The following is a 22,881-nucleotide window of genomic DNA, read 5'->3' as shown; positions in this document are numbered from 1 at the left end:
AGTGAAAATGGATGGCTAAAAAAATGCCTGAAATTGGTGAATACAAGTACGGTTTTCACGATAAGGACGTTTCCATTTTCCGTTCAGAGCGCGGATTGACAAAAGAAATCGTAGAAGAAATTTCACGCATGAAAGAAGAGCCTCAATGGATGCTTGATTTCCGCCTGAAATCTCTTGAGCATTTCTACAACATGCCGATGCCGCAGTGGGGCGGGGATTTAAACTCTTTAAACTTTGACGAAATTACGTATTACGTAAAGCCGTCTGAGCGTTCAGAGCGTTCTTGGGATGAAGTGCCTGAGGAAATTAAACAGACATTCGACAAACTCGGTATTCCTGAAGCTGAGCAAAAATACCTTGCCGGTGTTTCTGCACAGTACGAATCCGAAGTTGTTTACCACAATATGAAAGAAGATCTTGAAGAGCAAGGCATCGTCTTCAAAGACACAGACAGCGCGCTGAAAGAAAATGAAGACATTTTCCGCGAGCACTGGGCGAAAGTCATTCCGCCGACTGATAACAAGTTTGCGGCGCTGAACTCAGCTGTTTGGTCCGGCGGATCTTTCATCTACGTGCCTAAAGGCGTGAAGGTTGAAACACCGCTTCAAGCTTACTTCCGCATCAACTCTGAAAACATGGGTCAGTTCGAACGTACGCTGATCATCGTTGACGAAGAAGCAAGCGTTCATTACGTAGAGGGCTGTACGGCTCCTGTGTACACAACAAACTCGCTTCACAGCGCGGTTGTTGAAATCATCGTCAAAAAAGGCGGCTACTGCCGTTATACAACAATTCAAAACTGGGCGAACAACGTTTACAACCTAGTAACGAAACGTACGGTTTGTGAAGAAAACGCGACGATGGAATGGGTTGACGGAAACATCGGTTCTAAATTGACGATGAAATATCCGGCTGTCATTCTGAAAGGTGAAGGCGCGCGCGGCATGACGCTTTCTATCGCTCTTGCGGGTAAAGGACAGCATCAGGACGCAGGCGCGAAAATGATTCACCTTGCACCGAATACGTCATCCACAATCGTATCAAAATCGATTTCCAAACAGGGCGGAAAAGTAACATACCGCGGTATCGTCCACTTCGGACGAAAAGCGGACGGCGCCCGTTCAAACATCGAGTGTGATACGCTCATTATGGATAACAAATCGACTTCTGATACAATCCCTTACAATGAAATCCTGAACGACAACATTTCATTGGAGCACGAAGCGAAAGTATCAAAAGTTTCTGAAGAACAGCTTTTCTACTTGATGAGCCGCGGTATTTCTGAAGAAGAAGCAACAGAAATGATCGTTATGGGCTTCATCGAACCATTCACAAAAGAACTTCCGATGGAATACGCAGTTGAAATGAACCGTTTGATTAAGTTCGAAATGGAAGGCTCCATCGGTTAATAGTAAAACCCCGCCATATGGCGGGGTTTTTTTGTTTATTGAATAGTGAAATTACCGTATTCGCTTGACCGGACATGAATCGGCCCGTTTAAATTGTAGTTCTTCTCTTTGACAATATCGCGAAAAACGTCGACACGGGCAACCGATTCTCTCCATTCATCCTGGGTGTCCTCATCTGACGGATTCATCAGATCGTCATAGCGCACATCCAAGAATTTATTGAGCCATTTCTTCTCGTCAATTCCGTCTTTCGGTGACCCGCCCATTTTTTTGTTCGTGCGTTTAATCAGGGCATAAAAGGAGTCCGGATCATCGCCGTCGCCATGCTGAATCACCGTATCGTACATCACTGCTTTTGCCAAGGCCGTTTTCAGTCCGGCATTTTCTGAACGTTTCATCGCCGGCTGATAATACAAGCTGTCATTTACCTTATCTTGGGCAGCGCGGAAGGCTTTATCATTGCCAAGTGAGCGCCAGGCAGAAGCGAATCCTTTCAAATTGCTGATATCATCGCTTTCGTCCTTCGCAAGACGCCGCAATTCAGGCAAATACTTTTTCAATTTGTTATTCGGCACCGCTTTCGTGTATACTTCGACTACTTCCAGCGCATCTCCGGTAGCCGTCGTAAAGCCGGCCCGCCCGCAAGTGTAACCTCTTCCGTCATCCAACGCTTCAACATATCCGTATTGGATTTCCGTCTTTCCGTTTTCAAAGATGCTGGTCAGCTGTTCTGCCCGGCGCTTCTGATCCTTATTCAGCCCGGCCGCAAAAACCGTACCGCTCATCATCAGGGTAAAAAACATGGTGAAAATAAGTGACGAAACCGCCGTCTTCTTCCAAAAATCTGCTTTTTTCTTTAAGCTGATTTTCATTGCCATACCCCTTTCATATGTAAGTTACGCACTCAGTATACATGAGGGGGTTGTTTTTTTGTTGAAAACACACGAATTTGTCAATATTTTGAATCCTAAGCCCTATCAGGTGCTTCATAAAAAGAACGCACCTTCATCAGACAGACAATCCCGTTCTCGCGTCATTCTCATCTGTAACATAGTCAACGCGGTGAAACCCGCATTGTACAGCCTGCTGATAAAGGGCTTCGAGCATATCCGGATCTTTGCAATATAACGTTACATACGAGCAATCTGCAATGAGAAGCACAAGCTCACAGGAACTCTCCAAATACTCCTCGTACGTATTGATTTCCGTTACCTTCCCGCCCGGGAAAGCTTTCAATTCAGCAAAAATCATATAATAAGGGTTTCCTTCCAGACGCTGACGGAGTTCTTGACCCTGAATGATGCGCTGATTTTGCGGAAACAGGTCTGTATCGGTGTCTTCTTTGAATTCAGTATACGCCTCTCCATCACCGATAAACCACGTATAGGAAGAGATGGGGAACGGTTGTAATATATCTGCCGCAAACCGTCCGAATTGATTTGGGATGTTAAATGTAATGCCGCGTTTCACATGGTCGTATCTCCTTTCGGCTTTTGAATATTATGGTATAATAGTTGGATAAATATTGAAAGGACTTGACAGTATGACAACACGATACGGAATTGATGCGCCTTATGGAGCGTTTGGATTTATCTTTCTTGCGCTCCTTTATGCTGCAGCCACGTTATGCGGTATGATTCCTCCTTACTGGGGCTGGCTGACGGGCACCTTGTTTTTATTGCTCGGTCTTTGGATGCTCTTGTATTCAACGGCCATTAAACTTTTACACCGCCATCGCATTCTTGCGCTTTCCGGTTTAAAGCCGGACATGAAGGTGCTTGATATTGGAACGGGACGGGGGCTGTTAGCGATCGCCGCGGCTCAAAAAGGCGCTGACGTCTCAGCGATTGACAAATGGTCAAGCTGGGATCTGGGCGGAAACGGGAGAGACGCATTCGAAAAGAACAGACGGGCAGAAGGAGCGCCGAAAATTGATTTGTATGACGGGCTCGCGCAAGCCATGCCGTTTCCTGATAAAACGTTTGACCTTGTCATTTCGCATTTTACCGTACACAACATTTCAGGCAGAAAAGAGAGGGAACGGGCGATTGCGGAAATGGTGAGGGTGCTGAAGCCTGGCGGCACATTGGCCGTGTCAGATATAAAAAATACATCACAATACAGAGCAATTCTTGAGGAAAACGGCTTTCACACAAGAACGTATTCCTTTTATTATACGTTTCCGTTTTCAAAACTCATCATTGCTGTCAGGACTCCGGTAGGAACCGGGCGCTCCATTTGTTAAAATAAATAAGACAAAACAGATAGAAAAGGTGTTACACATGAAGTCTTATATAATTATCGGAGCCGGCATTCTCGGTGCGTCCGCGGCTTATCATCTCGCAAAGGCCGGGGCGGATGTAACGGTCATTGACTGGAAGCACCCGGGGCAGGCGACTGACGCCGCGGCGGGGATCGTCTGCCCGTGGCTGTCACAGCGCCGCAATCAGGCATGGTATGCGATCGCAAAAGGCGGAGCCCGCTATTATAACCAATTGATACAGCAGCTTGAAGCGGACGGAGAAACAGAAACCGGTTATCAAAAGGTCGGTGCCGTCAGCCTCCATACGGATGAAAAAAAGCTCAGCCAAATGGAGGAAAGAGCTTATAAAAGAAGAGAGGACGCCCCTGAAATCGGTGACATTACAAGACTGACTCCGGAAGAAACGAAGGCGCTGTTCCCCGCGCTGTCGGAGGAATACGGGGCGGTTCATGTCAGCGGCGCGGCCCGGGTGAACGGGAGGGCGCTTCGTAAGGCGCTGTTAAACGCGGCCGTTAAGCACGGCGCGATTGTTTACAATGAAGAAGCGTCAATATTGACAGAGGACGGTGCCGTCATCGGTGTGAAAACCGCAGAACGCACGCTTACTGCCGACCAGGTTCTCGTAACGGCCGGCGCTTGGGCGGGAGAGCTGCTTGAGCCGCTCGGCATCCGTTTTTCAGTATCATACCAAAAGGCGCAGATCGTTCATTTAGAGCTTCAGGGAGAGGATACGGGCGGCTGGCCCGTCGTCATGCCTCCAAACGATCAATACATTCTCGCCTTTGACAGCGGCAGAATCATAGCGGGCGCGACTCATGAAAACGATACCGGCATGGATTTGCGGGTGACGGCCGGCGGTCTCCGCGAGATTTTTGACAAAGCATTAACCGTGGCGCCGGGGCTTTCAGACAGTACTGTAATAGAGACAAGAGTCGGTTTCAGGCCGTTTACTCCCGGTTTTCTTCCCGTCATCGGCAAAGTGCCGAATATCAGCGGACTCCTCGTTGCCAACGGGCTGGGCGCCTCAGGACTGACGAGCGGGCCGTATCTGGGGGCTGAACTGGCGAAACTCGCGCTCGGGCAGCAGACGGAAATTGATGTAAGCCTTTATGATCCGGCCGGGGCGCTTGAATAAAAAATAGCTTTTGGCGCATTCTTATGATAGGATGGAGCTTTAATGAATAAGAGGACGTGACCCATTTGATAAAAATAAACCTTCCTGCTCCTGATGTAACCATTACGGAACGGCAGCAGTCACCGTCGGAGAATGAACCGGCGATTAAAGCGATTTACGGTTTCATTGATTTTCACCAAATTCCGAGAGACAAAGGCGGCATCTTTATGTTTTATAACATTCATGATGAGCTGCTGTTTGTCGGGAAAGCCCGTAAATTAAGACAAAGAATCAAAAAGCATTTTGAAGACAATGTGTCGCCTGTTAAACATCACAGGGACGAAGTGTATAAAATTGAAGTATGTGTCGTAAATGATCCGATGGAAAGGGAGATTTACGAAACGTACGCGATCAATACCCTTCAGTCGAAATACAACATTGAGAAAGTATTTTATAAATAAGAAAAACCGGAGCTTAAGGGCTCCGGTTTTCTTTATGTTTACAGTGCCAGCCACATCACGGCAATATGCACGATCAGCAGACAGTAAACGACGAGGAATAGCTGGACGACCTTTTTTCTGAATAACATGCAGATCATCATGAGCACGGGAAAAATCAGGACGCCGGCCGTTTTATTGATTGATGTATTCGGACGGTTCGACACGTCATAGTGAATGGCCATATCAGCAGGAAGAAACGGATAAAACACAATCGACAGAATAAAGGCGAGAACCACCGCTCCCCACAGCACTTTATCATTCATCAAAAACATATGAACACTCCCTTTTTTACATATAATAGTATATTAGTCCGAAAAATCTAATTTATCAATATTTTACCTGTTGATTGGTGTATAATCATGTCAATGAAATTTCCATACGCTAGGAGGGTTTCAATTGACTGACAAGAAGCAAACCAGCATGTTTTCATTCTTTCTTTTTATCATGGCCGCCTGGATCATCGTTTTGTTTTTTACCGTCATCGCGGCACTGCCAAGCTCCGCCATCCAATTAACCAAGCATCAATCCAAAACCGTTTCCATGATTTATCCGCAAAGCTGGGGATTTTTCAGTAAAGATCCGAGAGAAGACAGCTTGAACATCTATCTTCTTGATGCCGATGAGGAGCTCAGATGGCCGAATAATTCTCTGAAAAATGTCATCGGCTTAAACCGCTACGGCCGGACGCAAGGGATAGAGCTCGGCCTTATGCTGGAAAAGCTGCCTTCCAAAGAGAAGTGGAACGACTTCACGACTGGCCAAGACATTAAGGATACCACATTTTTGAAAATGAAAAATGAGTCTCCCTCCCCAAGGCTGAAAGGGAAAATGATCATTACATATGAACGCATTACCCCATGGGCATGGAGCCAGCATACCGAAACGAAAAGAACCATCAAAAAATACATCGGAGTGGATGTCAATTGATTCAGGATGCAAAAAAGCAGCTCACCTTATGGATGATGAAGAATCCGCCTTGGACAAATGTGTACGGGCTTGCCAGAAGCTTAATCGCGCTCGGCACGCTGCTGACATTGCTGTTTAATCCGGCGTCTGTCTTCTTCAAAACGCAAAATCAAATGCTCAGTTTTTCCGACACGTTCAGCCTGTTTCTGCTGTTTCCCGATTTCCGTTACATTGAGATCGTCAAAGCCGTTTGTATCTGTATGTTAATCCTTGTCGTCATTGGCTGGCGGCCGCGAATCACCGGTTTTTTTCACTGGTGGATTTCGTACAGCTTCCAAAACTCCGCCGTTACCCTTGACGGAGGAGATCAGGTGGCTGCCGTTTTTACACTGCTGCTGCTCCCGCTGACATTAACCGATCCGCGGAAATGGCACTGGTCTCCGTACGAGGCGTCTTTTGAGAAAAGACCGCTTGAGCCTTATTACCGCTCCTTATGCTGGGCGACACTGACAATCATCAGAATACAGGTCGCGATGCTGTACTTTAACTCTGTCATTGCCAAACTGATGGAAGAAGAATGGCAGAACGGAACCGCCGTTTATTACTATTTGAACGATCCGATGCTGGGTCTGCCGGATGCGCTTCACGGTCTGTTTGACTTTATCCTGCAGTCCAAGCTTGTCATCATCCCGACGTGGGGCACGCTCATTGTGCAAACCATTATGTTCTGCGCTTTGTTCGCTCCGAAAACATATTGGCGTCTGATATTGTTTATCTCCATTTTTATGCACGAAATCTTTGCCGTTATGCTGGGGCTTACCTCGTTTTCCATTACGGTGGCTGGTATTTTGGTCCTGTTTTTGGTGCCGGCAGAGAAAACAGTAGCTTTGAACCATTACAATCCCCTTTTTATCAGATACAATTTTTTCAATAAAAGGAAAAGGAGGAAATTATATGGTTAAAAGCAAGAAGTCCGCAGCTGCCATGATGCTGGTGTTTGTTTTAATGGTCGCATTAGTCGGCCCGCATGCCGCGGCGAAAACTGAGCCGTCGGTCTCTTATTCGGGTGAAGACATTTTTTCCGGCATCTTTTTCGGACAAGGTGAGGTCGCAAAGCTCCTTCCTGAAGTATGGGATACCAAGGCTGTCAAAAAGATTGATCAGGATGAATTAAAGCAAGTTTCCGATCAGGTGATCGCTGATATTAAAAAGTCATCGCCGGATTATTTTAAAGAGTTGAAAGCGGCGGTCTACAGCGGCGATTATGAGAAAGTGAACAGCGTCATTGATCAAGGTTCGCAGATTATGGCGAAAGTGCTGAAAGAAGAGTTTGACAAAAAGAGCATGGACAAAGGAAAATCAACGGCCATCGGCCAATGCGCAACGGCTGTATGGGTATTTTTAAACGCGGCGGCCGCCATTGAGACGATCGCTCTTGCGGTAGCGGCCATCATTTTGACAGTAGCAAGCGTTGACGAAGATTCCGACTTAGGAAAAGAGCAGCTCATCGCTAATGTCGTTGACCGCATTAACGCGCAGCACTGAGGCTGAAGAAAGAAAACGCTAAGGAAACGAACCTTAGCGTTTTTTTGATTGAAGCATCTGTTTTAAATATGCTTCTGAATCAAAGCCGAGTTCCTCGTCGGCTTCTTTTTTCAGTTCAAGCTGAAGTCGCACGTACGTGTCATATTTCGGGCTGAGCTTTTGAAGAAGATTGCTGAAAGGCGATCCCGCCTTCAGCGCGGGCAGATCAGAAGCGGATTCTCCGACCTTGATCAGGCTTTCCCTGTATTCTTCATCTGTCTGCACTCTTTTCACAAGCTGAATGATGATGTTTTTATGAGTGTCCCAAGTGGCGGGGTCTCTCTCCAAAATCCGCTCGATAAATTGGTCATGCTGTACTTTGTGCTGCTGGAGCTGAGCCGGATCCTCCTTGCCGACCAGCTGCATCATCGGGTGTGCAGCCGGAACTTCTTCCATATCATCCAATACTTTAATAAGCTCCGCCCATATCGTTTTTTTCTCATCTGTATCAATAGAAAAGTCGAGGAACGGTTCAAACAGCGCGGCGATAAATTCTCCGAAATCTCCCGGGAACAGTTTTTTCAGCTGAAGTCCCATATACTTCGGTTCATCTATTTTGACCTCGCCGATATCATGCAGAATTGAATCGACATTTTCCGCATCTTCCACGCGCTTGATCAGCATTTCAGTCAGTTTCCGTTCCTGCTCAAGCTCTTCAATCTGCCGGCTGAGCTTTTGATGCTGCCGGCGCAGTATATCATGCAGACTGCTGCCCTCTAAGAGGAACGCTTTAATATCGCTTACAGACAGTGCCAGCATTCGGAGGGCGGCAATCATTTTCAGCGTATTCACGTTCTGAGCGGAATACTCACGGTATCCGTTATCAGGGTTTTTGCTGACGGTGATTAAACCTTCCTGCTCATAATATTTGATGGCTTTTTTCGTGAGACCCGTCTGTCTGGCGGCTTCTTTTATATTCATTCTGAATCACTCCCTGTTTTTCATTCTAAACGTGTCTCTAAGGGTCAGGTCAAGAGAGGGCGGGAAATAAGACGGGTTTATTTTATATTTTAGAAATTTCAGAAAATATGATTGACAACGCACCTTTGTTGCGATTAATATAACGTTATATAATGTTATATAACGTTATATAATAAAACACTGAGGAGTGAAGGATTTGAGTCAAACTGCCGCACAAGTGAATCACAAAGTTCAGGCTTTCTTGGATGATCTGAAAGGAAAAACGATTGACCACGTCTTTTTCGTCGCTTGCGGGGGTTCTTCAGCCATTATGTATCCGAGCAAGTACGTGTTTGACAGAGAGGCGAAAGCCATCAGCTCTGATCTCTACAGTTCAAATGAATTTATTCAGCGCAATCCCGTTCAGCTCGGGGAGAACTCTCTCGTGATTTTATGTTCTCAGTCAGGCAATACGCCGGAAACGGTGAAAGCCGCCGGTTTCGCCAGAAAAAAAGGCGCGCTTACGATTGCGATGACCTTTGAGCCTGATTCGCCGCTAGCGAAAGAAGCCGAATATGTCGCGGTGTATGACTGGGGTGAGAATGCACAGGCGATAAATACGAATTACGGGGTTCTGTATCAAATCGTGTTCGGCGCTTTACACGTGCTGGAAAACCATCCCGCGTTTGAGCCGGCGATCGACGGACTCAATAAGCTCCAGACCGTATATGACAAAGCGCTTAAACAAGAAGCGGATCACGCAAAGGCATTCGCGAAAGCCCACGAAAAAGAAGATATCATTTACACGATGGCAAGCGGTGCGAACTACGGCGTCGCTTACTCCTACAGCATCTGCATTCTCATGGAAATGCAATGGATTCATTCCCACGCCATTCATGCCGGAGAATATTTTCACGGACCGTTCGAAATCATTGATGAATCCGTTCCATTTATTATCCTGCTCGGCTTAGACGAAACAAGACCCCTTGAAGAGCGGGCGCTTTCCTTCTCAAAAAGATACGGCAAAAAACTGACTGTGCTTGATGCGGCAGCATATGATTTTTCCGGAATTGACGATTCTGTAAAAGGCTATCTGGCTCCTCTCGTATTAAACCGGGTGCTCAGAAGCTATGCGGATGCGCTGGCGGAAGCAAGGAACCATCCGTTAAGCCAGCGGCGTTACATGTGGAAAGTCGAATATTAAGAACGCGCATTATATTTCACCGGACTATAATGATATATAACGTTATAGTCCGGTGACAAAGGAGGAAAAGCATCTGAAAAAGCTCATCTGCCTGTTCGTTCTGTTAGCCGTATGTCTGTCAGCCGCCGCCTGTTCAAGCCAAAGCAGTTCCTCTGACGGAAAAGTGACCTTGAAGTTTTTTCACAGGTGGCCGAAGGAGCCGGAAAAAAGCTATTTCGAAGAAGCGGTCAAAGAATTTGAAGCTGCTCATCCGGATATTCATATCCAAACGGAAGCGGTCTTAAACGATTCTTATAAAGACAAGGTGAAAGTCATGCTCGGAACAACGAGCCCCCCTGATATTTTCTTTTCATGGAGCGACCGGTTTGCTTATAAATTCATCAAAGGAGATAAAGCCCTCGATCTGTCGTCTTACTATCAGCAGGATAAAGATTGGTCCTCACAGCTTGTGCAGTCACAAATCAAACCCTTTACGCATGACGGAAAACAGTACGGTGTTCCGTGGCAAATGGACGCTAAATCATTCTTTTATAATAAGGACATTTTTCATACATTACATTTGAAGCCCCCGGCGACATGGGATGAACTGATCACAGTCTCTGAGAAATTGAAAGAGAACGGATATATTCCGATCAGTTTCGGCACAAAAGCGCCTTGGACGATTTCTCATTATATCGGGACGCTGAACCAGCGTATGGTGGATGAAAAAACGCGGGCGAAGGATTACAGCCCGGAAACCGGGGAGTTTATGGACGAAGGCTATGTCAAAGCGCTTGAAAAGCTTCAGGAACTTCTGCCGTACTTTACAAAGCACGTGAACTCCGTTGATCACGAATACGTGCGCCAGCAGTTTACGAGCGGCAAAGCGGCGATGATTTATGCGGAAACGGCAGAAATTAAGCTCGTCGAACCGGTCAATCTGGGCTTGTTTCCTTTCCCGAAACTCAGCGGCGAAAAGGGATCTCCCCGTGCACTGACCGGATCTCCGGAAGGATTTATGATTTCCTCAAAAACGAAGCACCCGAAAGAAGCCATGGAATTTCTACAGTTTTTAACCTCGAAAAAAATGGGAGAGAAGCTGATAAAAGACGTCGGTAAATACAGCGCGGTTCAAGGAACGGCGACAGAAAACAATTCCGCCCCGATCCAGCGTGAAGCCGTGCAGGATATCGTCCGCGCCGAATCAATGGTGCCGTGGTTTGATATGGATGTTGACGTTGAAATCGCCGATGTGTATGCGGCAGGCGTTCAGCAGATGCTCGGCGGCACAATGACACCGCGCGAGGTGATGAATTCCGTGCAGAAAGCGGCGCGTCAGGTCAAAGCGTCATCTGAATAGAACAGATTTCTTTGGAGAAAGGAGATGAGGATTTCCTTGGTCAGCCGAAAACGTTTCATTCCGTATCTGTTTCTCGCGCCCGCGCTGATTTTTCTGCTGTTCGTTTACATTCCGATTATTGAGAATGTGTTTTTCAGTCTGTTTGAATGGAGCTCATTTCAACCCGAAAAGACGTTTATCGGTTTGAAAAATTATATTGACCTGTTTCACGATCCCGTATTTTTTACAGCGCTCCGCAACAATGTGCTGTATGCGGTCATATCGCTGATTTGCCAGGTTGGCGGCGGCTTAATTCTGGCGGCCGTGCTGGAAGACAGATTGGTAAGAAAATGGTCGCCGTTTTTCCGCACGGTCTTTTTTCTTCCGGTCGTCATTTCCATGACCGTCATTGCGCTGTTGTTTGATTTTATTTATAACCCGGAAATCGGGCTTTTGAATCAGCTGCTGGAAGCCGTCGGACTTGATGAACTGACCCGGGCGTGGCTGGGCGATGAAAACACCGCTATGCTGTCTGTCATTTTTGTGTCTCAATGGCAGTCTGTCGGTTACATCGCCATGCTGTACATTGTCTCGATTCAGAGCATTCCTGCTGAATTATATGAATCGGCGCAGCTGGACGGAGCCGGAAAAATCCAGCAGTTTTTTCACATTACGGTGCCGCAGACGAAAGAAATGTCGTTTGTTGCTGTGGTGATGACGCTGACCGGCGCATTTACCGTATTTAATGAACCGTATATTCTGACCGGCGGAGGGCCGGGCAATGCTTCAGAAGTGCTGAGCACATTTTTGTATAAGAGCGCTTTTACAAAGGATATGATGGGCTACGCTTCTGCGATCGCGACGGTGGTGCTTTTGCTGACGCTTGCTCTGTCGCTTATTCAGATGAAATTCTTTAAGACCGGAAAGGAGGAGTAGCCGATGCTTCCTGAAAAGACGGACTTGCGTCATGCCCGTCAGGCCGTCAGAACAGGCGGAAAACCGAGAAAATGGTATGTCGGGGAAACGTCTGTGTGGCTGTTTCTCATTATCTACCTCATTGCCGTTGCTTATCCGCTGTTATGGATGGCGGTCAGCGCCTTTAAAAGCTCGGATGAGATTTTTGAGCACAGCTGGTCGCTGCCCTCTGTCTGGCATCCCGAAAACTTCGTATCCGCATGGAATCAAGGGATTTCCGCTTATTTTATGAACAGCGTCATTGTGACCGTGCTGACTTGTCTCATCACCGTATTTGTGAGCGCCTGGGCGGCATACGGGCTTGCCCGTTTTCAATTTAAAGGAAAAGGGTTTGTGCTGATCATTTGTCTTGGCGGCTTGATGCTGACGCCGCAGGTCAGTCTTGTGCCGCTGTACTCCATTATCCAGTCATTGGGACTGTACAATACGTATTGGGCATTGATTCTTCCGTACGCCGCCTACCGTATTCCGTTTACCGTGATTTTGATCCGTTCCTATTTTTTGTCGATTTCCAAAGAGCTTGAGGAAGCTGCCTATCTGGATGGATGTACAAGTTTCGGAATATTTTTCAGAATATTCTTACCTATGAGCGTGCCGATTCTGGTGACATCAGGCATTTTGACGGCTTACCATACATGGAATGAGTTTATGTTTGCGATTATTTTTATCGATGATGAAAATTTACGGACGATTCCGGCCGGGCTGATGCAGTTCAGAGATGCGCTGCAGACGGATTGGGGCGTGCTGCTGGCCGGGCTGACGATTTCTGCTGCTCCGATCATCGCGCTGTTTCTATTGATGCAGAGATATTTTATCCGCGGCATTGCTGCGGGAAGCGTAAAAGGATAAGGAGGATGAAAAGATGAAACTGATAGCGGCCGGAGATAATGTAGTAGATTATTATCAGGATCAGGAGACGTTTTATCCGGGCGGAAATGCGTTAAACGTAGCCGTGCTTGCCCGGCGCTTAGGCCACGAAACTTCTTATATCGGGATTCTCGGCAGTGATGAAGCGGCGGATCACGTATTGAATGTGCTGAAACTGGAAAAGGTGAATGCCGATCTGATCCGCCGGGCATACGGAGAAAACGGGATGGCGGTCGTCACGCTTGATGAAAGAGGGGACAGGATATTTGCCGGGTCAAATAAAGGCGGCGTGCAATCGCGTCTGACGCTCGCTTTTCAGGAGAATGACATCTCATTTATCGCCGGACATGATCTGCTGCATACGAGCGTATACAGCAGGATAGAACGTGACCTTCCGATGCTGAGCGGCCATGTGCCGATTTCCTTTGACTTCTCTGTAAAACGTGACGAAGCCTATTTAGAAGCGGTCTGTCCGTACGTGACGTATGCGTTTTTTTCCGGGAGTGATTTGAGTGAAAGTGAATGTATGCGGCTTGCCGAAAAAGCCCGCGGTTTCGGAGCGAAAATCGTCTGTCTGACAAGGGGAGAACATGGCGCGGTGTTATCGGATGGGGAACGCGTCTATCATCAGCCGGTGGTAAGAGCTGATATAATAGATACATTGGGCGCGGGTGATTCTTTTATCGCCGGGTTTCTTACCGATTTCTTCGAGCATCAGGATATTCGGCGAGCGCTTACTGCGGCCGCCGGGACGGCTGCCAAAACATGCGGAGGGTTCGGAGCGTTCGGTTACGGGCATCCCTACAGGCCGGGCGGCGGGAAAAGCAGTGAAAAAACGAGAATACGATAAGCATTGTCTCGTTTTTTATACTTGTTACGCATAGGGACTGTTAATGGTAAACGTAACGCGGTCGGTATGCATTAAAAACAGCGAGCTGTATATCGGCTTGTCTTTTGACATAAATGCGGTTTTGTCAATTTCAAAAAGTGCATCCCCGATATCACAAGCCAGATAGCGGCTTTCTTCCTGCTTGGCGTATACGACATTTAACAGCTTCGTATTATGGGTGGGCACCACTTGATAGTGCTGTTTCAAAATGTCATGCATCGACACACCTCCTTTAATATGCTTGCCGATGTCGGGAAATAAACTGAGCGGATAGTGGGCGATTTCGAATGAGAGCGGCTGGTCGTCGTGAAATAAAATGCGTTTTAATTCAAGAACGGGACTTTCGGAAGCGACGCGAAGTTTTTGGGCGATGGATTTAGGCGCTTCAATGATTTCATGGGAAAGGATCTGATGTTTCGGTTTTTTCCCCGTTGATTCCATAAATTCAGAGTAGCCGTTGACCGCGATGAGCTCCCGCTTCAGTTTAGGGCTTTTAACGAACGTTCCCTTTCCCTGCTGCCGGACGAGCCAGCCTTCTTCCACAAGATCAAGGATGGCCTTCCTGACCGTTATGCGGCTGACGTTGTACGTTTCGCACAGCTCATTTTCGGTCGGCAGTTTTACGGACGGCGAATAAACGCCCTTCTTGATATCGTCCGCGATAATTTGTTTCAGCTGAATATATAAAGGTTTCGAGCTCCCGTTATTTAACAATGGGACGGACCTCCTTTGTCAAGTAGTAGTACTATTATATGTATTATGACGTTATAATACAAATTTGCTTTTCATTTATGAATCTGTCAGAAACCCCGAACATTTTTAACATAACAGAAAGATGTGGCGGTTTCCAGTATTGGAGGAGGTTTCGAATGGCATCATTAACATTTGACCATATCAAAAAAACATACGGCGCCCAATCGGCGGCAGTGAAGGATTTTCACTTAGATGTAAAAGATGAGGAGCTGCTGGTGCTAGTCGGTCCCTCCGGCTGCGGCAAATCTACGACACTCAGAATGATTGCCGGACTGGAGAGCATTTCTGAGGGGAAGCTTTATATCGACGGAGACGCGGTGAACGATCTGCCCCCGAAGGATCGCGATATCGCGATGGTTTTTCAGAATTACGCGCTGTATCCCCACATGACGGTGTTTGACAATATGGCGTTCGGTTTGAAACTCAGAAAGCTGCCGAAAAAAGAAATCGCAGAGCGAGTCCGGACAACCGCCGATATTTTGGAAATCGGGCATCTGCTCAAGCGGAAACCGAAGGCTCTCTCAGGCGGGCAACGGCAGCGGGTTGCGCTCGGCCGGTCGATCGTGCGGGAGCCGAAAGTGTTTCTGATGGACGAGCCGCTTTCCAACTTAGATGCGAAATTGCGAGTGACGATGCGCGCCGAAATCAGCAAGCTCCATCAGCGTTTGAAAGCGACCATCGTTTATGTGACGCATGATCAGACGGAAGCGATGACAATGGGCGACCGGATTGTCGTGATGAATGAAGGAGATATTCAGCAGGCCGCAAGCCCCCATGAGATTTATCATTATCCGGCGAATATGTTTGTGGCGGGTTTTATCGGTTCTCCGAGTATGAATTTTATAAAAGGCGTCATTGAAGAAAGTCACGGGCAATGGTATTTTGCCGGTTCGTCCGTTCGTCTGCCCATTCCGAAAGAAAAAGCGGCTGTTCTTGTGCAGAAAGGATACAGCGGTAAGGAGATGATTGCGGGGCTGCGTCCGGAGCATTTGACGCTTGCCGGACAATCAGAGCACCCGCCTGAAGCGGTGTGCCGCGCTGTGGCGGAAGTATGTGAAAACTTAGGCGCGGAGATGTACGTTCATGCGGTGAGCGGAGATGACCGCATGACGATCCGTCTTGACGGCGCTTCACAGGTGAAACCCGGCGATGCCATTCTGCTTGCGGTCAATATGAACCGGGCCGTCTTTTTTGATGCCGACACTGAAAACGCCGTATATTGAAAAAGGGAGCTTGATGATCGGGGCTCCCTTATCACTTCTTATGATACGATTACCAGATTTCATCCGCCCATTCCGGATGGTCGATAAACGGATTGCGGTTATGCTGATAGTCTTCGTAAATGATTTCGTTCCGCCGTTTTTCCTTACTGTCGACGGGGTCTTGTTGATTCCATTTGAGCAAAACGGACAGTTTTCCCATGTAAGGAGCTGAGCCGTTTCCGGTTTTATCATTCAGCTCAAGGTCGGGATACCCGTCTTCTCCTTCATAACGCACCGCCATGTAAAACAGCATGCGGGCGACGTCTCCTTTAACCTCATCGCGCGGCTCCCAGGAATCACCGTCGTAATAATTACCCGGCGCTTTCGGGTATTCTGAGCCGCCGTTATCAAAATCCATGTTTCCTCTGGCACTATTCACCTGGACGTCTGCAGGGCGCAGATGATGAATGTCCGTCCCGGGGCCTGCAGCTGTTCCGAAGTTACCGTGTGACTTTGCCCACACATGTTCGCGGTTCCAGTCCCCGACGCTGCCGCCGTTTTTACTTTTGGCCCGTGATTCCTGGGTGTAGAGCAAGATGACATTGTTCGGGTTTGCCGGATCTTCGTCAGTTTCCTTCAATGCATTCCATACTTGGCTGTAAGACAGCTTTGTATGTCCGCTGATGATGCGGTGCAGGGCGCTCTTTAAGGCCGTTCCGCTTTTTCCGGAAGCTTCTTTGTAATATGTGTCCGTATCCGCAGACGGAGTGATGACAGCTGAGGCAGTTTGCGGAAAAAGAGTTGTGCCGCCGGCAGTTGAAACCGCCATCCGGCTGTACAGATTCGTGTCAGCCGGCGCGCCCGCAGAGGCTGACGGCGCGGCCCATCCAAAAATGAAAAACAGGCAGACAATCGGCAGAAACCAAAGTTTTTTTGTCATGACTTGCCCTCCTTTACCTCTATTATCCAAAAAATAAATCTAATATTCTATCTTTTTTGAAAAATGGTTCCTTCGGCTTATTGGTCAAAGTATCCGGAAAATCATTGATTTTTTAGAGGATATGATAATGAACTCGTTATGCGCTCCTTCTATAATGAAGATCATCTTGTCAGTTTTTCAGTTTAAAAGGAGGGCGTGTATGGAACATCAGCAGCTTTCGGCGGCGAATATCGGGATTTCCGATGACATACAATGGCTGTCTCAATTCGGCGCTTCCGCTTCCGGCGGAGTGACGAGGCTTTTATATACGAAAGAATGGATGGACGCCCAGCTTGCCGTCAAAAAGAAAATGGAGGCGTTCGGGCTGGAAACGGCATTTGACGATGTCGGAAACGTGTTCGGCCGGCTGAACGGCACAGAATCGCCTGATGAGGTGATTCTGACCGGGTCGCATATTGACACCGTTATTGACGGCGGCAAATATGACGGTGCGTTCGGCGTGCTGGCGGGCATGCTGGCGATCCGGTATTTGCATGAGACGTGCGGGCGTCCGAAAAAAACGCTGGAGGCTGTGTCGCTCTGTGAAGAGGAAGGGAGCCGTTTTCCCATCACCTATTGGGGCTCAGGCAATATCACCGGTGCTTTCTCGCTATCAGATGCGGAAACGCCGAAAGACGCGTCCGGCATTTCTCTGAAAGAAGCCATGCGGCAGAACGGCTTCGGTGCAGGCCGTTATCCAGCACCGCTGCGCACTGATATTAGTGCCTTTCTGGAAATTCATATTGAACAGGGGCAAACGCTTGAACGATCGGGAAGGGATATCGGGATTGTCACCGGGATTGCCGGACAGAGACGCTATACCGTTACGCTTGACGGTGAATGCAACCATGCCGGCACCACTTCAATGAAATGGCGGAAAGACCCGCTCGCGGCGGGAAGCAGCATCATCCACGAACTCATGCTCTCAGCGGAAAGACAGCCGGAAGAGCTCCGCCTGACGTGCGGGAAAATGACGGTTGAACCGAATATGGCGAATGTCATTCCGGGCCGTATCCAGTTTTCCGTTGATATTCGCCACCCGGAGGAAGACGTGCTGGCAGCCTTCCATCAGAAACTGGTGTCGATTGTTGAAAACATCAGCCGCAGCAAAGGAGTCAGACCCGTTATTGATGAATATATGAGGATAGAGCCGGTTCAAATGAATCAGACACTGACGCGTACCGCAGCGGAGGCTGCAAAAGAACAGGGGGCGGACCCGGAGAAAATCGTAAGCGGAGCGGGACATGACGCCCAGATGCTCGGCAGAACCTTTCCGGCCTGCATGCTGTTTGTGCCGAGCCGTGGCGGGATCAGCCACTCGCCGCTTGAATTCACACCCGCACATCAGCTTGAAACCGGCGTCCTTACGCTGGCGAATGTATTACATAAACTTGCCTATTAACGTAAAGGGGGAATCGGCGTGCCGACCAGAAAAGAATTGTGCATTCCGCAAAGAACGATTATGACACCGGGACCGACAGAAGCTGAACCGAGAGTGCTGAGGGCGATGGGCGCTCCAATCATCGGCCAGTTTGACCCGGCATTTACCGGCATCATGAACGAAACGATGCAAATGCTCCGTGAATTGTTTCAAACGGAAAACCGCTGGGCCTATCCGATTGACGGTACATCAAGAGCGGGGATTGAGGCTGTTCTCGCAAGTGTGATAGAACCGGGCGACAGCGTGCTCGTTCCGATATACGGGCGCTTCGGATACCTGCTGACTGAAATCGCCGAGCGGTACGGAGCGGACGTTCATACGATCGAGTGTGAATGGGGAACGGTCTTCCGGCCTGAAGAGATTATCAGCGAGATGAAAAAGATTTCCCCGAAAATCGTCGCTATGGTGCACGGAGAAACATCAACGGGGCGGATTCACCCGCTGAAAGAAATCGGGGAAGCGTGCCGCGCCCAAGACGCACTCTTTATCGTGGATGCCGTGGCCACGATCGGAGGCTGCGCCGTAAAAACGGATGAATGGAAGATTGACGCAGTCATCGGGGGAACGCAAAAATGCCTGTCGGTCCCTTCCGGAATGGCGCCGATTACTTATAATGACCGGACGGCAGCTGTCATTGCCGCGCGTAAAAAGGTAGAACGGGGCATTGCGACGGCAGCCGACGGCAAAAGGCTGTCCGGTCATCGACCGGTTACGAGCAACTATTTTGATCTGAGCCAGCTCGAAGATTATTGGAGTGAAAGAAGGCTGAATCACCATACAGAAGCGACAGCAATGCTTTATGCGCTGCGGGAGGGTGTGCGCCTTGTCCTGGAAGAAGGACTTGAAGAACGGTTCCGCAGGCATCAGCGTCATGAAAAAGCGCTTACGGCGGGACTTGCAGCGATGGGCCTTGATTTATTCGGCGATCCGGAGGCGAAGCTACCTGTCGTCACATGTGTGAAGATTCCGCCGGAAGCAGACGGCGAATCGATCAGAAGGATGCTTTTGTCTCAATTCGGAATTGAAATCGCCAGCTCGTTCGGTCCGCTGCAGGGGAAAATTTGGCGAATCGGAACGATGGGCTACAGCTGCAGAAAGGAAAATGTGCTGTTTGTGCTGGCCGGACTTGAAGCGGTTCTTATCAGACACGGAGTTGCCGTTAAAGCCGGGGAAGCGCTGCAGGCGGCCCTTAACATATATGATCTGCCGGCTGAAACTGGTGTGCTGTCATGAGACTTGAAAACGAGATTGAAATCATCTGGACTTTTTTCCCTTTTGCCCGTTATACTGAGTGGTATAAAAAATGACAAATATGGAATGATCATCTGTTTGTCTGGGGAGAAGGTAAGAAATCATGGCGTACATAGGCCGATTGTCAATTTTAATGCTGAATATGTTTATTGCGATGCTTGGAATCGGATTGATTATTCCGATTATGCCCACTTATATTACCGAATTCGGAGCGACGGGCAGCACGATGGGTCTGCTTGTTGCGGCGGCGGGGCTTACACAGCTTTTATTTGCGCCTATTGCCGGGGAAATAACCGACAAATACGGACGGCGGAAACTGATTATTTTCGGCATCGCCGCCTTTGCCGTGTCACAATTGATCTTCGCCTTTGCCGGAAGCCTCTGGCAATTGTTCGCATCCCGCCTTTTGGGCGGAATGGGCGCGGCGTTTTTAATGCCGTCAATGTTCGCTTACATTGCGGATATTACGACCGAAGAAGAACGCGGGAAAGGAATGGGGCTGTTCAGCGCGGCGATGACGCTTGGTGTCGTCATCGGGCCCGGTGTCGGAGGCTATTTGGTTCATTACGGCATGTCTGTGCCGTTCATCGTGTCTGCAAGTCTTGCCTGCTTTTCAAGTGTGCTTTCATTTTTCTTTCTGCCCGAAACGCTGGGACGTGAAAAGCAGCTGGAAGCCCGGGCAAAAACGGAAAAACGTGAGCATCTGTTTAAGCAAATGTCACGCGCGCTCAAATCGCCGTTCGCGTTTATGCTGATTCTGGTTTTTGTGCTGAACTTCGGAATTATGAACTTTGAATCCGTTTTCGGTCTTTACGTTGACCATAAACACGGATTTAAAGCGTCTGATATTGCCTTTATTATTACGGCCGCGGGTCTCATCGGCGTGTTTGTGCAGGCGGTCGGCGTCAGTTATCTCGTCCGCAAGTTCGGGGAAAAACGCGTGATTAACGTGACGTTGATCGGGGCTGCTGCAGGACTTGTGTGGTGCCGGTTTGCGGGTTCATATTGGGCCGTTTTTGCCGCGGCAATCTTTTTCCTGACGCTGACATCGCTGCTCCGGCCGGCGGTTAACACGATGCTGTCGAAGCTCGCCGGTGACCAGCAGGGGTTTGCGGGCGGGATGAACACCTCATTCATCAGCTTAGCGAATATCGCCGGACCGTCAGCCGCCGGTTTTCTCTTTGATGTAAATATGGAATTTCCGTATATGCTGGGAGCGGCCATTCTCACCATCAGTTTTCTGGCCGCGCTTGGCTGGGGCAAAAAGACACAGACCCGGCCGTTCACGCAGCAAGGATAAGAATCAAAAGCCTCCGGGTATCCGGAGGCTTTTTGCTGATTGCCGTTTATTCTTTGGCTGTCTGCATCTCTGAATTTGCAGAGATGCGCATAGAGGGAAAATCATATCGAACGCCATTGTGAATTATAGGAAAAACCGTTGTTCCGCATGCTCAAGCATGGCGCGAATGGAAACCGGAACAGGTGTAGATAAAGGAAAACCAGCTTTATCGCTTGACGAGTCTGACGAATTTGATGCCGGAAGTTGATCAAAAAAGAAGGCAGTCAGGCGGGGACATCATTGAGCGGTAAATGGGTGAGAAGGAAAAAGCAGTGTTTTGGAACTTGCTGTTTCGTATGCAGGGGGGAGAGCATTCTGATAAAACGGGTCATTGAAATAATACGAACTGTTCAGAAGGGGTCTATTGGTGACATTAAGGAGTGGTGGTCTTATAAAACCTTTCTCGGATGACTTTGTGATGGTTCCCCTGCACGAATTTTGCAGATTAAAACCCGCAATTAGGCCAACACACAATTATGCAAGAGACAATCATCTAAAAAGGGTGTCGGTAAGTACAATAAGGTGTACTGAAAAGGAGTTGAAAATATTGTATTATTACCCGTCATTCCATTTGTATCAGCGGCAAGAATTTAATTCTTATCCATGGGCCCATCAATTGACCCATTCAGGGAGCTCCACCTATGTTTCCGCGCGCCCTCCTTTTTATAATTCTCCATGTTACAGAGAGTGCATAAGAAGCGGAGCGGATAGTTATTTCTGCTGCTATATCTGCGGTTTTTGTTAAAAAGAAAGACTTATAGAAGTAAGTGATCTTTCCAAGATGACAGTGAGACCATTATCCAGACAGCCATTAGCCAACATAAGAAGCTTCATTACGATTCACGGAGGGGAAGCGCCCCTCCTTTTTTGGAAATTTTATAAAATCCCCTTGCACGGCCCGTCAGAAGCGGTATTTGGTCTTGATGTGTTCGACTGTTGGTGTTGACAAAGAATTCAAGATACCAGGAAGCAGCGAAACTTGTATGTATCAGCGAGACACAAAGCTTTCCGCCGCTGAGCGGTTTAGTTGTAGCTGGGTGCTATCGCATGTGGTAAATAACGAAATTTAGGGGCTGTCAGCTGAGGAAAAATAAAAAATTCGAAACGCCGCAATCATTTAATTAAAAAGAAGAGATAGAATCTATCTCTTCAGGTTATTACTCAACAAAAAAATAGTATCGGGTTCTCCAAGTGAAGGAGTCATCATAGAATTCGATGTATGCTTGTCCTTTAGCTACTGCAAAGACTTGGACAGTGCTGATGCTACCTAACGTTGTATATTTAATAGCATTGGGTTTTGTGAGCGGATTAAAGGAAATGTGGTTACCTGCATTAGCAAAAGTTCTTACATCTCCAACTTTTAAGGTGATACGGGTTTCTGTTGGGTCCCATATGTTCTTATTCACTTTAGTAGTGGGCCCGGCAGCTGATGCTGAAGAGTTAAAAAAAGGCGCGAAAACGAATGAAACAATTGCAAGTGATAACAAAGCATTTTTAGCTAGTTTCAAAGTGAAACCTCCTTTTGTCTTTTATAGGATAAAAATAACACTTAACGGAAATGTAACAATGGAGAAATTGTTAAATATTCTTTGAAATGAGTGAACACATGCCAAGAGAACTGATAAATGCAAAAATCACACATGTTTCTTACGTAGACAAGGCTGCTAATCAAAAGCAGTTTTTTTATGAAATCAGAAAAGGAAAAGCAACATGACTTTCAGGGCGGCGTTGGTGAAGTGGTTGAGTCTTATGTCGCTCCCCGCTGATTTTTAAATGAATGGCGAAACCATCAAAAAAGGATCATGGGTGCTTGTGACAAAGGTTCCGAGGCAATTTGGGATGAAATTAAAAAGGGTGAGATTATCGGTTGCATCCCGGATATTAGAAAAAGCCTGATGACATCACTGGAAGCAGATTTTGATGGCAGCATTTTGAGAATTTAGCTGAATGAATCCCTCTTAAATAGGATGCGGGAGAACACCCGCAT

23 protein-coding genes and 1 pseudogene are annotated in these 22,881 nt (G+C 47.8%); 17 read left to right on the top strand and 7 right to left on the bottom strand.

Annotated features, from left to right (window positions below; translation table 11 throughout):
- Positions 1–11 precede the first annotated feature (11 nt).
- Positions 12–1,409, top strand: coding sequence for a Fe-S cluster assembly protein SufB (sufB, locus tag NYE42_RS16270; RefSeq protein WP_007410090.1), 1,398 nt, complete (start codon positions 12–14; stop codon positions 1,407–1,409).
- A gap of 35 nt (positions 1,410–1,444) precedes the next feature.
- On the opposite strand, the gene csn is transcribed toward sufB, so the two are convergent.
- Positions 1,445–2,281, bottom strand: coding sequence for a chitosanase (csn, locus tag NYE42_RS16265; protein ID WP_199022138.1), 837 nt, complete (start codon positions 2,279–2,281; stop codon positions 1,445–1,447).
- A gap of 136 nt (positions 2,282–2,417) precedes the next feature.
- Positions 2,418–2,879 carry a DUF2691 family protein gene (locus tag NYE42_RS16260; protein ID WP_199022137.1) on the bottom strand — a complete coding sequence of 154 codons (462 nt, stop codon included), beginning with the start codon at positions 2,877–2,879 and terminating at the stop codon, positions 2,418–2,420.
- Between the two features lie 73 nt (positions 2,880–2,952).
- Here NYE42_RS16260 and NYE42_RS16255 point away from each other — a divergent pair, with 73 nt between their 5' ends.
- The 3 genes from NYE42_RS16255 to NYE42_RS16245 all read left to right on the top strand — a co-directional run bounded on the left by NYE42_RS16255 (position 2,953) and on the right by NYE42_RS16245 (position 5,247).
- On the top strand, positions 2,953–3,654 hold the full coding sequence (locus NYE42_RS16255; RefSeq protein WP_199022136.1) for a class I SAM-dependent methyltransferase: 702 nt from the start codon (positions 2,953–2,955) through the stop codon (positions 3,652–3,654).
- Positions 3,655–3,691: 37 nt separating this feature from the next.
- Positions 3,692–4,807 carry an FAD-binding oxidoreductase gene (locus NYE42_RS16250; RefSeq protein ID WP_199022135.1) on the top strand — a complete coding sequence of 372 codons (1,116 nt, stop codon included), beginning with the start codon at positions 3,692–3,694 and terminating at the stop codon, positions 4,805–4,807.
- A 65-nt stretch (positions 4,808–4,872) separates the two neighbouring features.
- Positions 4,873–5,247, top strand: coding sequence for a nucleotide excision repair endonuclease (locus NYE42_RS16245; RefSeq protein WP_007410094.1), 375 nt, complete (start codon positions 4,873–4,875; stop codon positions 5,245–5,247).
- A 38-nt stretch (positions 5,248–5,285) separates the two neighbouring features.
- Here the strand turns inward: NYE42_RS16245 and NYE42_RS16240 are convergent, their stop codons facing one another.
- Positions 5,286–5,558, bottom strand: a complete 273-nt coding sequence (locus tag NYE42_RS16240; RefSeq protein ID WP_007410095.1) for a DUF1648 domain-containing protein — start codon at positions 5,556–5,558, stop codon at positions 5,286–5,288.
- Positions 5,559–5,682: 124 nt separating this feature from the next.
- Between NYE42_RS16240 and NYE42_RS16235 the strand changes: the two genes are divergently transcribed.
- The 3 genes from NYE42_RS16235 to NYE42_RS16225 are packed head-to-tail and all read left to right on the top strand — an operon-like array spanning position 5,683 to position 7,737.
- Positions 5,683–6,213, top strand: coding sequence for an SdpA family antimicrobial peptide system protein (locus NYE42_RS16235; protein WP_040238904.1), 531 nt, complete (start codon positions 5,683–5,685; stop codon positions 6,211–6,213).
- On the top strand, positions 6,210–7,154 hold the full coding sequence (locus NYE42_RS16230) for a sporulation-delaying protein SdpB family protein (RefSeq protein ID WP_017418970.1): 945 nt from the start codon (positions 6,210–6,212) through the stop codon (positions 7,152–7,154). The genes NYE42_RS16235 and NYE42_RS16230 overlap by 4 nt, the downstream gene beginning before the upstream one ends.
- Entirely contained in the window at positions 7,147–7,737 is a 591-nt protein-coding gene (locus tag NYE42_RS16225) for a sporulation delaying protein family toxin (RefSeq protein WP_007410098.1), read from the top strand. The genes NYE42_RS16230 and NYE42_RS16225 overlap by 8 nt, the downstream gene beginning before the upstream one ends.
- 33 nt (positions 7,738–7,770) lie before the next feature.
- Here NYE42_RS16225 and NYE42_RS16220 read toward each other — a convergent pair whose 3' ends face one another.
- Positions 7,771–8,697 carry a MerR family transcriptional regulator gene (locus NYE42_RS16220; protein ID WP_039063594.1) on the bottom strand — a complete coding sequence of 309 codons (927 nt, stop codon included), beginning with the start codon at positions 8,695–8,697 and terminating at the stop codon, positions 7,771–7,773.
- A gap of 196 nt (positions 8,698–8,893) precedes the next feature.
- Between NYE42_RS16220 and NYE42_RS16215 the strand changes: the two genes are divergently transcribed.
- The 5 genes from NYE42_RS16215 to NYE42_RS16195 all read left to right on the top strand — a co-directional run bounded on the left by NYE42_RS16215 (position 8,894) and on the right by NYE42_RS16195 (position 13,890).
- Positions 8,894–9,880, top strand: coding sequence for an SIS domain-containing protein (locus NYE42_RS16215; protein WP_032867108.1), 987 nt, complete (start codon positions 8,894–8,896; stop codon positions 9,878–9,880).
- 73 nt (positions 9,881–9,953) lie between these two features.
- A complete protein-coding gene (locus NYE42_RS16210) occupies positions 9,954–11,219 on the top strand; it encodes an extracellular solute-binding protein (RefSeq protein ID WP_199022658.1) in 1,266 nt (421 codons plus the stop codon).
- Positions 11,220–11,255: 36 nt separating this feature from the next.
- Positions 11,256–12,134, top strand: coding sequence for a sugar ABC transporter permease (locus NYE42_RS16205; RefSeq protein WP_023357120.1), 879 nt, complete (start codon positions 11,256–11,258; stop codon positions 12,132–12,134).
- Positions 12,135–12,137: 3 nt separating this feature from the next.
- On the top strand, positions 12,138–13,022 hold the full coding sequence (locus NYE42_RS16200; RefSeq protein WP_095284433.1) for a carbohydrate ABC transporter permease: 885 nt from the start codon (positions 12,138–12,140) through the stop codon (positions 13,020–13,022).
- Positions 13,023–13,035: 13 nt separating this feature from the next.
- On the top strand, positions 13,036–13,890 hold the full coding sequence (locus NYE42_RS16195; protein ID WP_040238907.1) for a PfkB family carbohydrate kinase: 855 nt from the start codon (positions 13,036–13,038) through the stop codon (positions 13,888–13,890).
- Positions 13,891–13,914: 24 nt separating this feature from the next.
- Here the strand turns inward: NYE42_RS16195 and NYE42_RS16190 are convergent, their stop codons facing one another.
- Positions 13,915–14,643: a GntR family transcriptional regulator gene (locus NYE42_RS16190; protein WP_053574106.1), complete on the bottom strand. Its 729-nt coding sequence runs from the start codon at positions 14,641–14,643 to the stop codon at positions 13,915–13,917.
- A gap of 155 nt (positions 14,644–14,798) precedes the next feature.
- Between NYE42_RS16190 and ugpC the strand changes: the two genes are divergently transcribed.
- Complete coding sequence (ugpC, locus tag NYE42_RS16185; RefSeq protein WP_327954749.1) at positions 14,799–15,905, top strand: sn-glycerol-3-phosphate ABC transporter ATP-binding protein UgpC; 1,107 nt, start codon at positions 14,799–14,801, stop codon at positions 15,903–15,905.
- A 49-nt stretch (positions 15,906–15,954) separates the two neighbouring features.
- On the opposite strand, the gene NYE42_RS16180 is transcribed toward ugpC, so the two are convergent.
- Positions 15,955–16,824, bottom strand: a complete 870-nt coding sequence (locus NYE42_RS16180) for an endonuclease (protein ID WP_032876691.1) — start codon at positions 16,822–16,824, stop codon at positions 15,955–15,957.
- 199 nt (positions 16,825–17,023) lie between these two features.
- On the opposite strand from NYE42_RS16180, the gene allC reads away from it, so the two are divergent.
- From allC to NYE42_RS16165, 3 genes are all read left to right on the top strand, one after another.
- Complete coding sequence (allC, locus tag NYE42_RS16175; protein WP_040238909.1) at positions 17,024–18,265, top strand: allantoate deiminase; 1,242 nt, start codon at positions 17,024–17,026, stop codon at positions 18,263–18,265.
- Positions 18,266–18,283: 18 nt separating this feature from the next.
- Entirely contained in the window at positions 18,284–19,537 is a 1,254-nt protein-coding gene (locus NYE42_RS16170) for an alanine--glyoxylate aminotransferase family protein (protein ID WP_060561910.1), read from the top strand.
- Positions 19,538–19,658: 121 nt separating this feature from the next.
- Positions 19,659–20,855 (top strand): MFS transporter, encoded by a 1,197-nt coding sequence (locus NYE42_RS16165; RefSeq protein WP_144664266.1) that lies wholly within the window; start codon positions 19,659–19,661, stop codon positions 20,853–20,855.
- A 1,196-nt stretch (positions 20,856–22,051) separates the two neighbouring features.
- Here the strand turns inward: NYE42_RS16165 and NYE42_RS16160 are convergent.
- Positions 22,052–22,402: a hypothetical protein gene (locus NYE42_RS16160; RefSeq protein WP_352426587.1), complete on the bottom strand. Its 351-nt coding sequence runs from the start codon at positions 22,400–22,402 to the stop codon at positions 22,052–22,054.
- A gap of 98 nt (positions 22,403–22,500) precedes the next feature.
- Between NYE42_RS16160 and NYE42_RS16155 the strand changes: the two are divergent.
- Positions 22,501–22,756 (top strand): annotated as a pseudogene (locus NYE42_RS16155) (XkdF-like putative serine protease domain-containing protein); the annotation flags it as partial.
- Positions 22,757–22,881 lie beyond the last annotated feature (125 nt).

Source organism: Bacillus sp. FSL K6-2865 (assembly GCF_040311405.1).
Classification (GTDB): Bacteria; Bacillota; Bacilli; order Bacillales; family Bacillaceae; genus Bacillus; species Bacillus velezensis.
The sequence above is the reverse complement of the archived record's forward strand: the minus strand, read 5'-3'. Positions and strand labels throughout refer to the sequence as shown.

Coding starts and splice junctions, on each gene's coding strand:
- NYE42_RS16165 (WP_144664266.1), top strand. CDS start 19,659: ATGGCGTACATAGGCCGATTGTCAATTTTAATGCTGAATATGTTTATT.
- NYE42_RS16240 (WP_007410095.1), bottom strand. CDS start 5,558: ATGTTTTTGATGAATGATAAAGTGCTGTGGGGAGCGGTGGTTCTCGCC.
- NYE42_RS16225 (WP_007410098.1), top strand. CDS start 7,147: ATGGTTAAAAGCAAGAAGTCCGCAGCTGCCATGATGCTGGTGTTTGTT.
- NYE42_RS16220 (WP_039063594.1), bottom strand. CDS start 8,697: ATGAATATAAAAGAAGCCGCCAGACAGACGGGTCTCACGAAAAAAGCC.
- csn (WP_199022138.1), bottom strand. CDS start 2,281: ATGAAAATCAGCTTAAAGAAAAAAGCAGATTTTTGGAAGAAGACGGCG.
- NYE42_RS16180 (WP_032876691.1), bottom strand. CDS start 16,824: ATGACAAAAAAACTTTGGTTTCTGCCGATTGTCTGCCTGTTTTTCATT.
- NYE42_RS16195 (WP_040238907.1), top strand. CDS start 13,036: ATGAAACTGATAGCGGCCGGAGATAATGTAGTAGATTATTATCAGGAT.
- NYE42_RS16255 (WP_199022136.1), top strand. CDS start 2,953: ATGACAACACGATACGGAATTGATGCGCCTTATGGAGCGTTTGGATTT.
- NYE42_RS16200 (WP_095284433.1), top strand. CDS start 12,138: ATGCTTCCTGAAAAGACGGACTTGCGTCATGCCCGTCAGGCCGTCAGA.
- sufB (WP_007410090.1), top strand. CDS start 12: ATGGCTAAAAAAATGCCTGAAATTGGTGAATACAAGTACGGTTTTCAC.
- allC (WP_040238909.1), top strand. CDS start 17,024: ATGGAACATCAGCAGCTTTCGGCGGCGAATATCGGGATTTCCGATGAC.
- ugpC (WP_327954749.1), top strand. CDS start 14,799: ATGGCATCATTAACATTTGACCATATCAAAAAAACATACGGCGCCCAA.
- NYE42_RS16250 (WP_199022135.1), top strand. CDS start 3,692: ATGAAGTCTTATATAATTATCGGAGCCGGCATTCTCGGTGCGTCCGCG.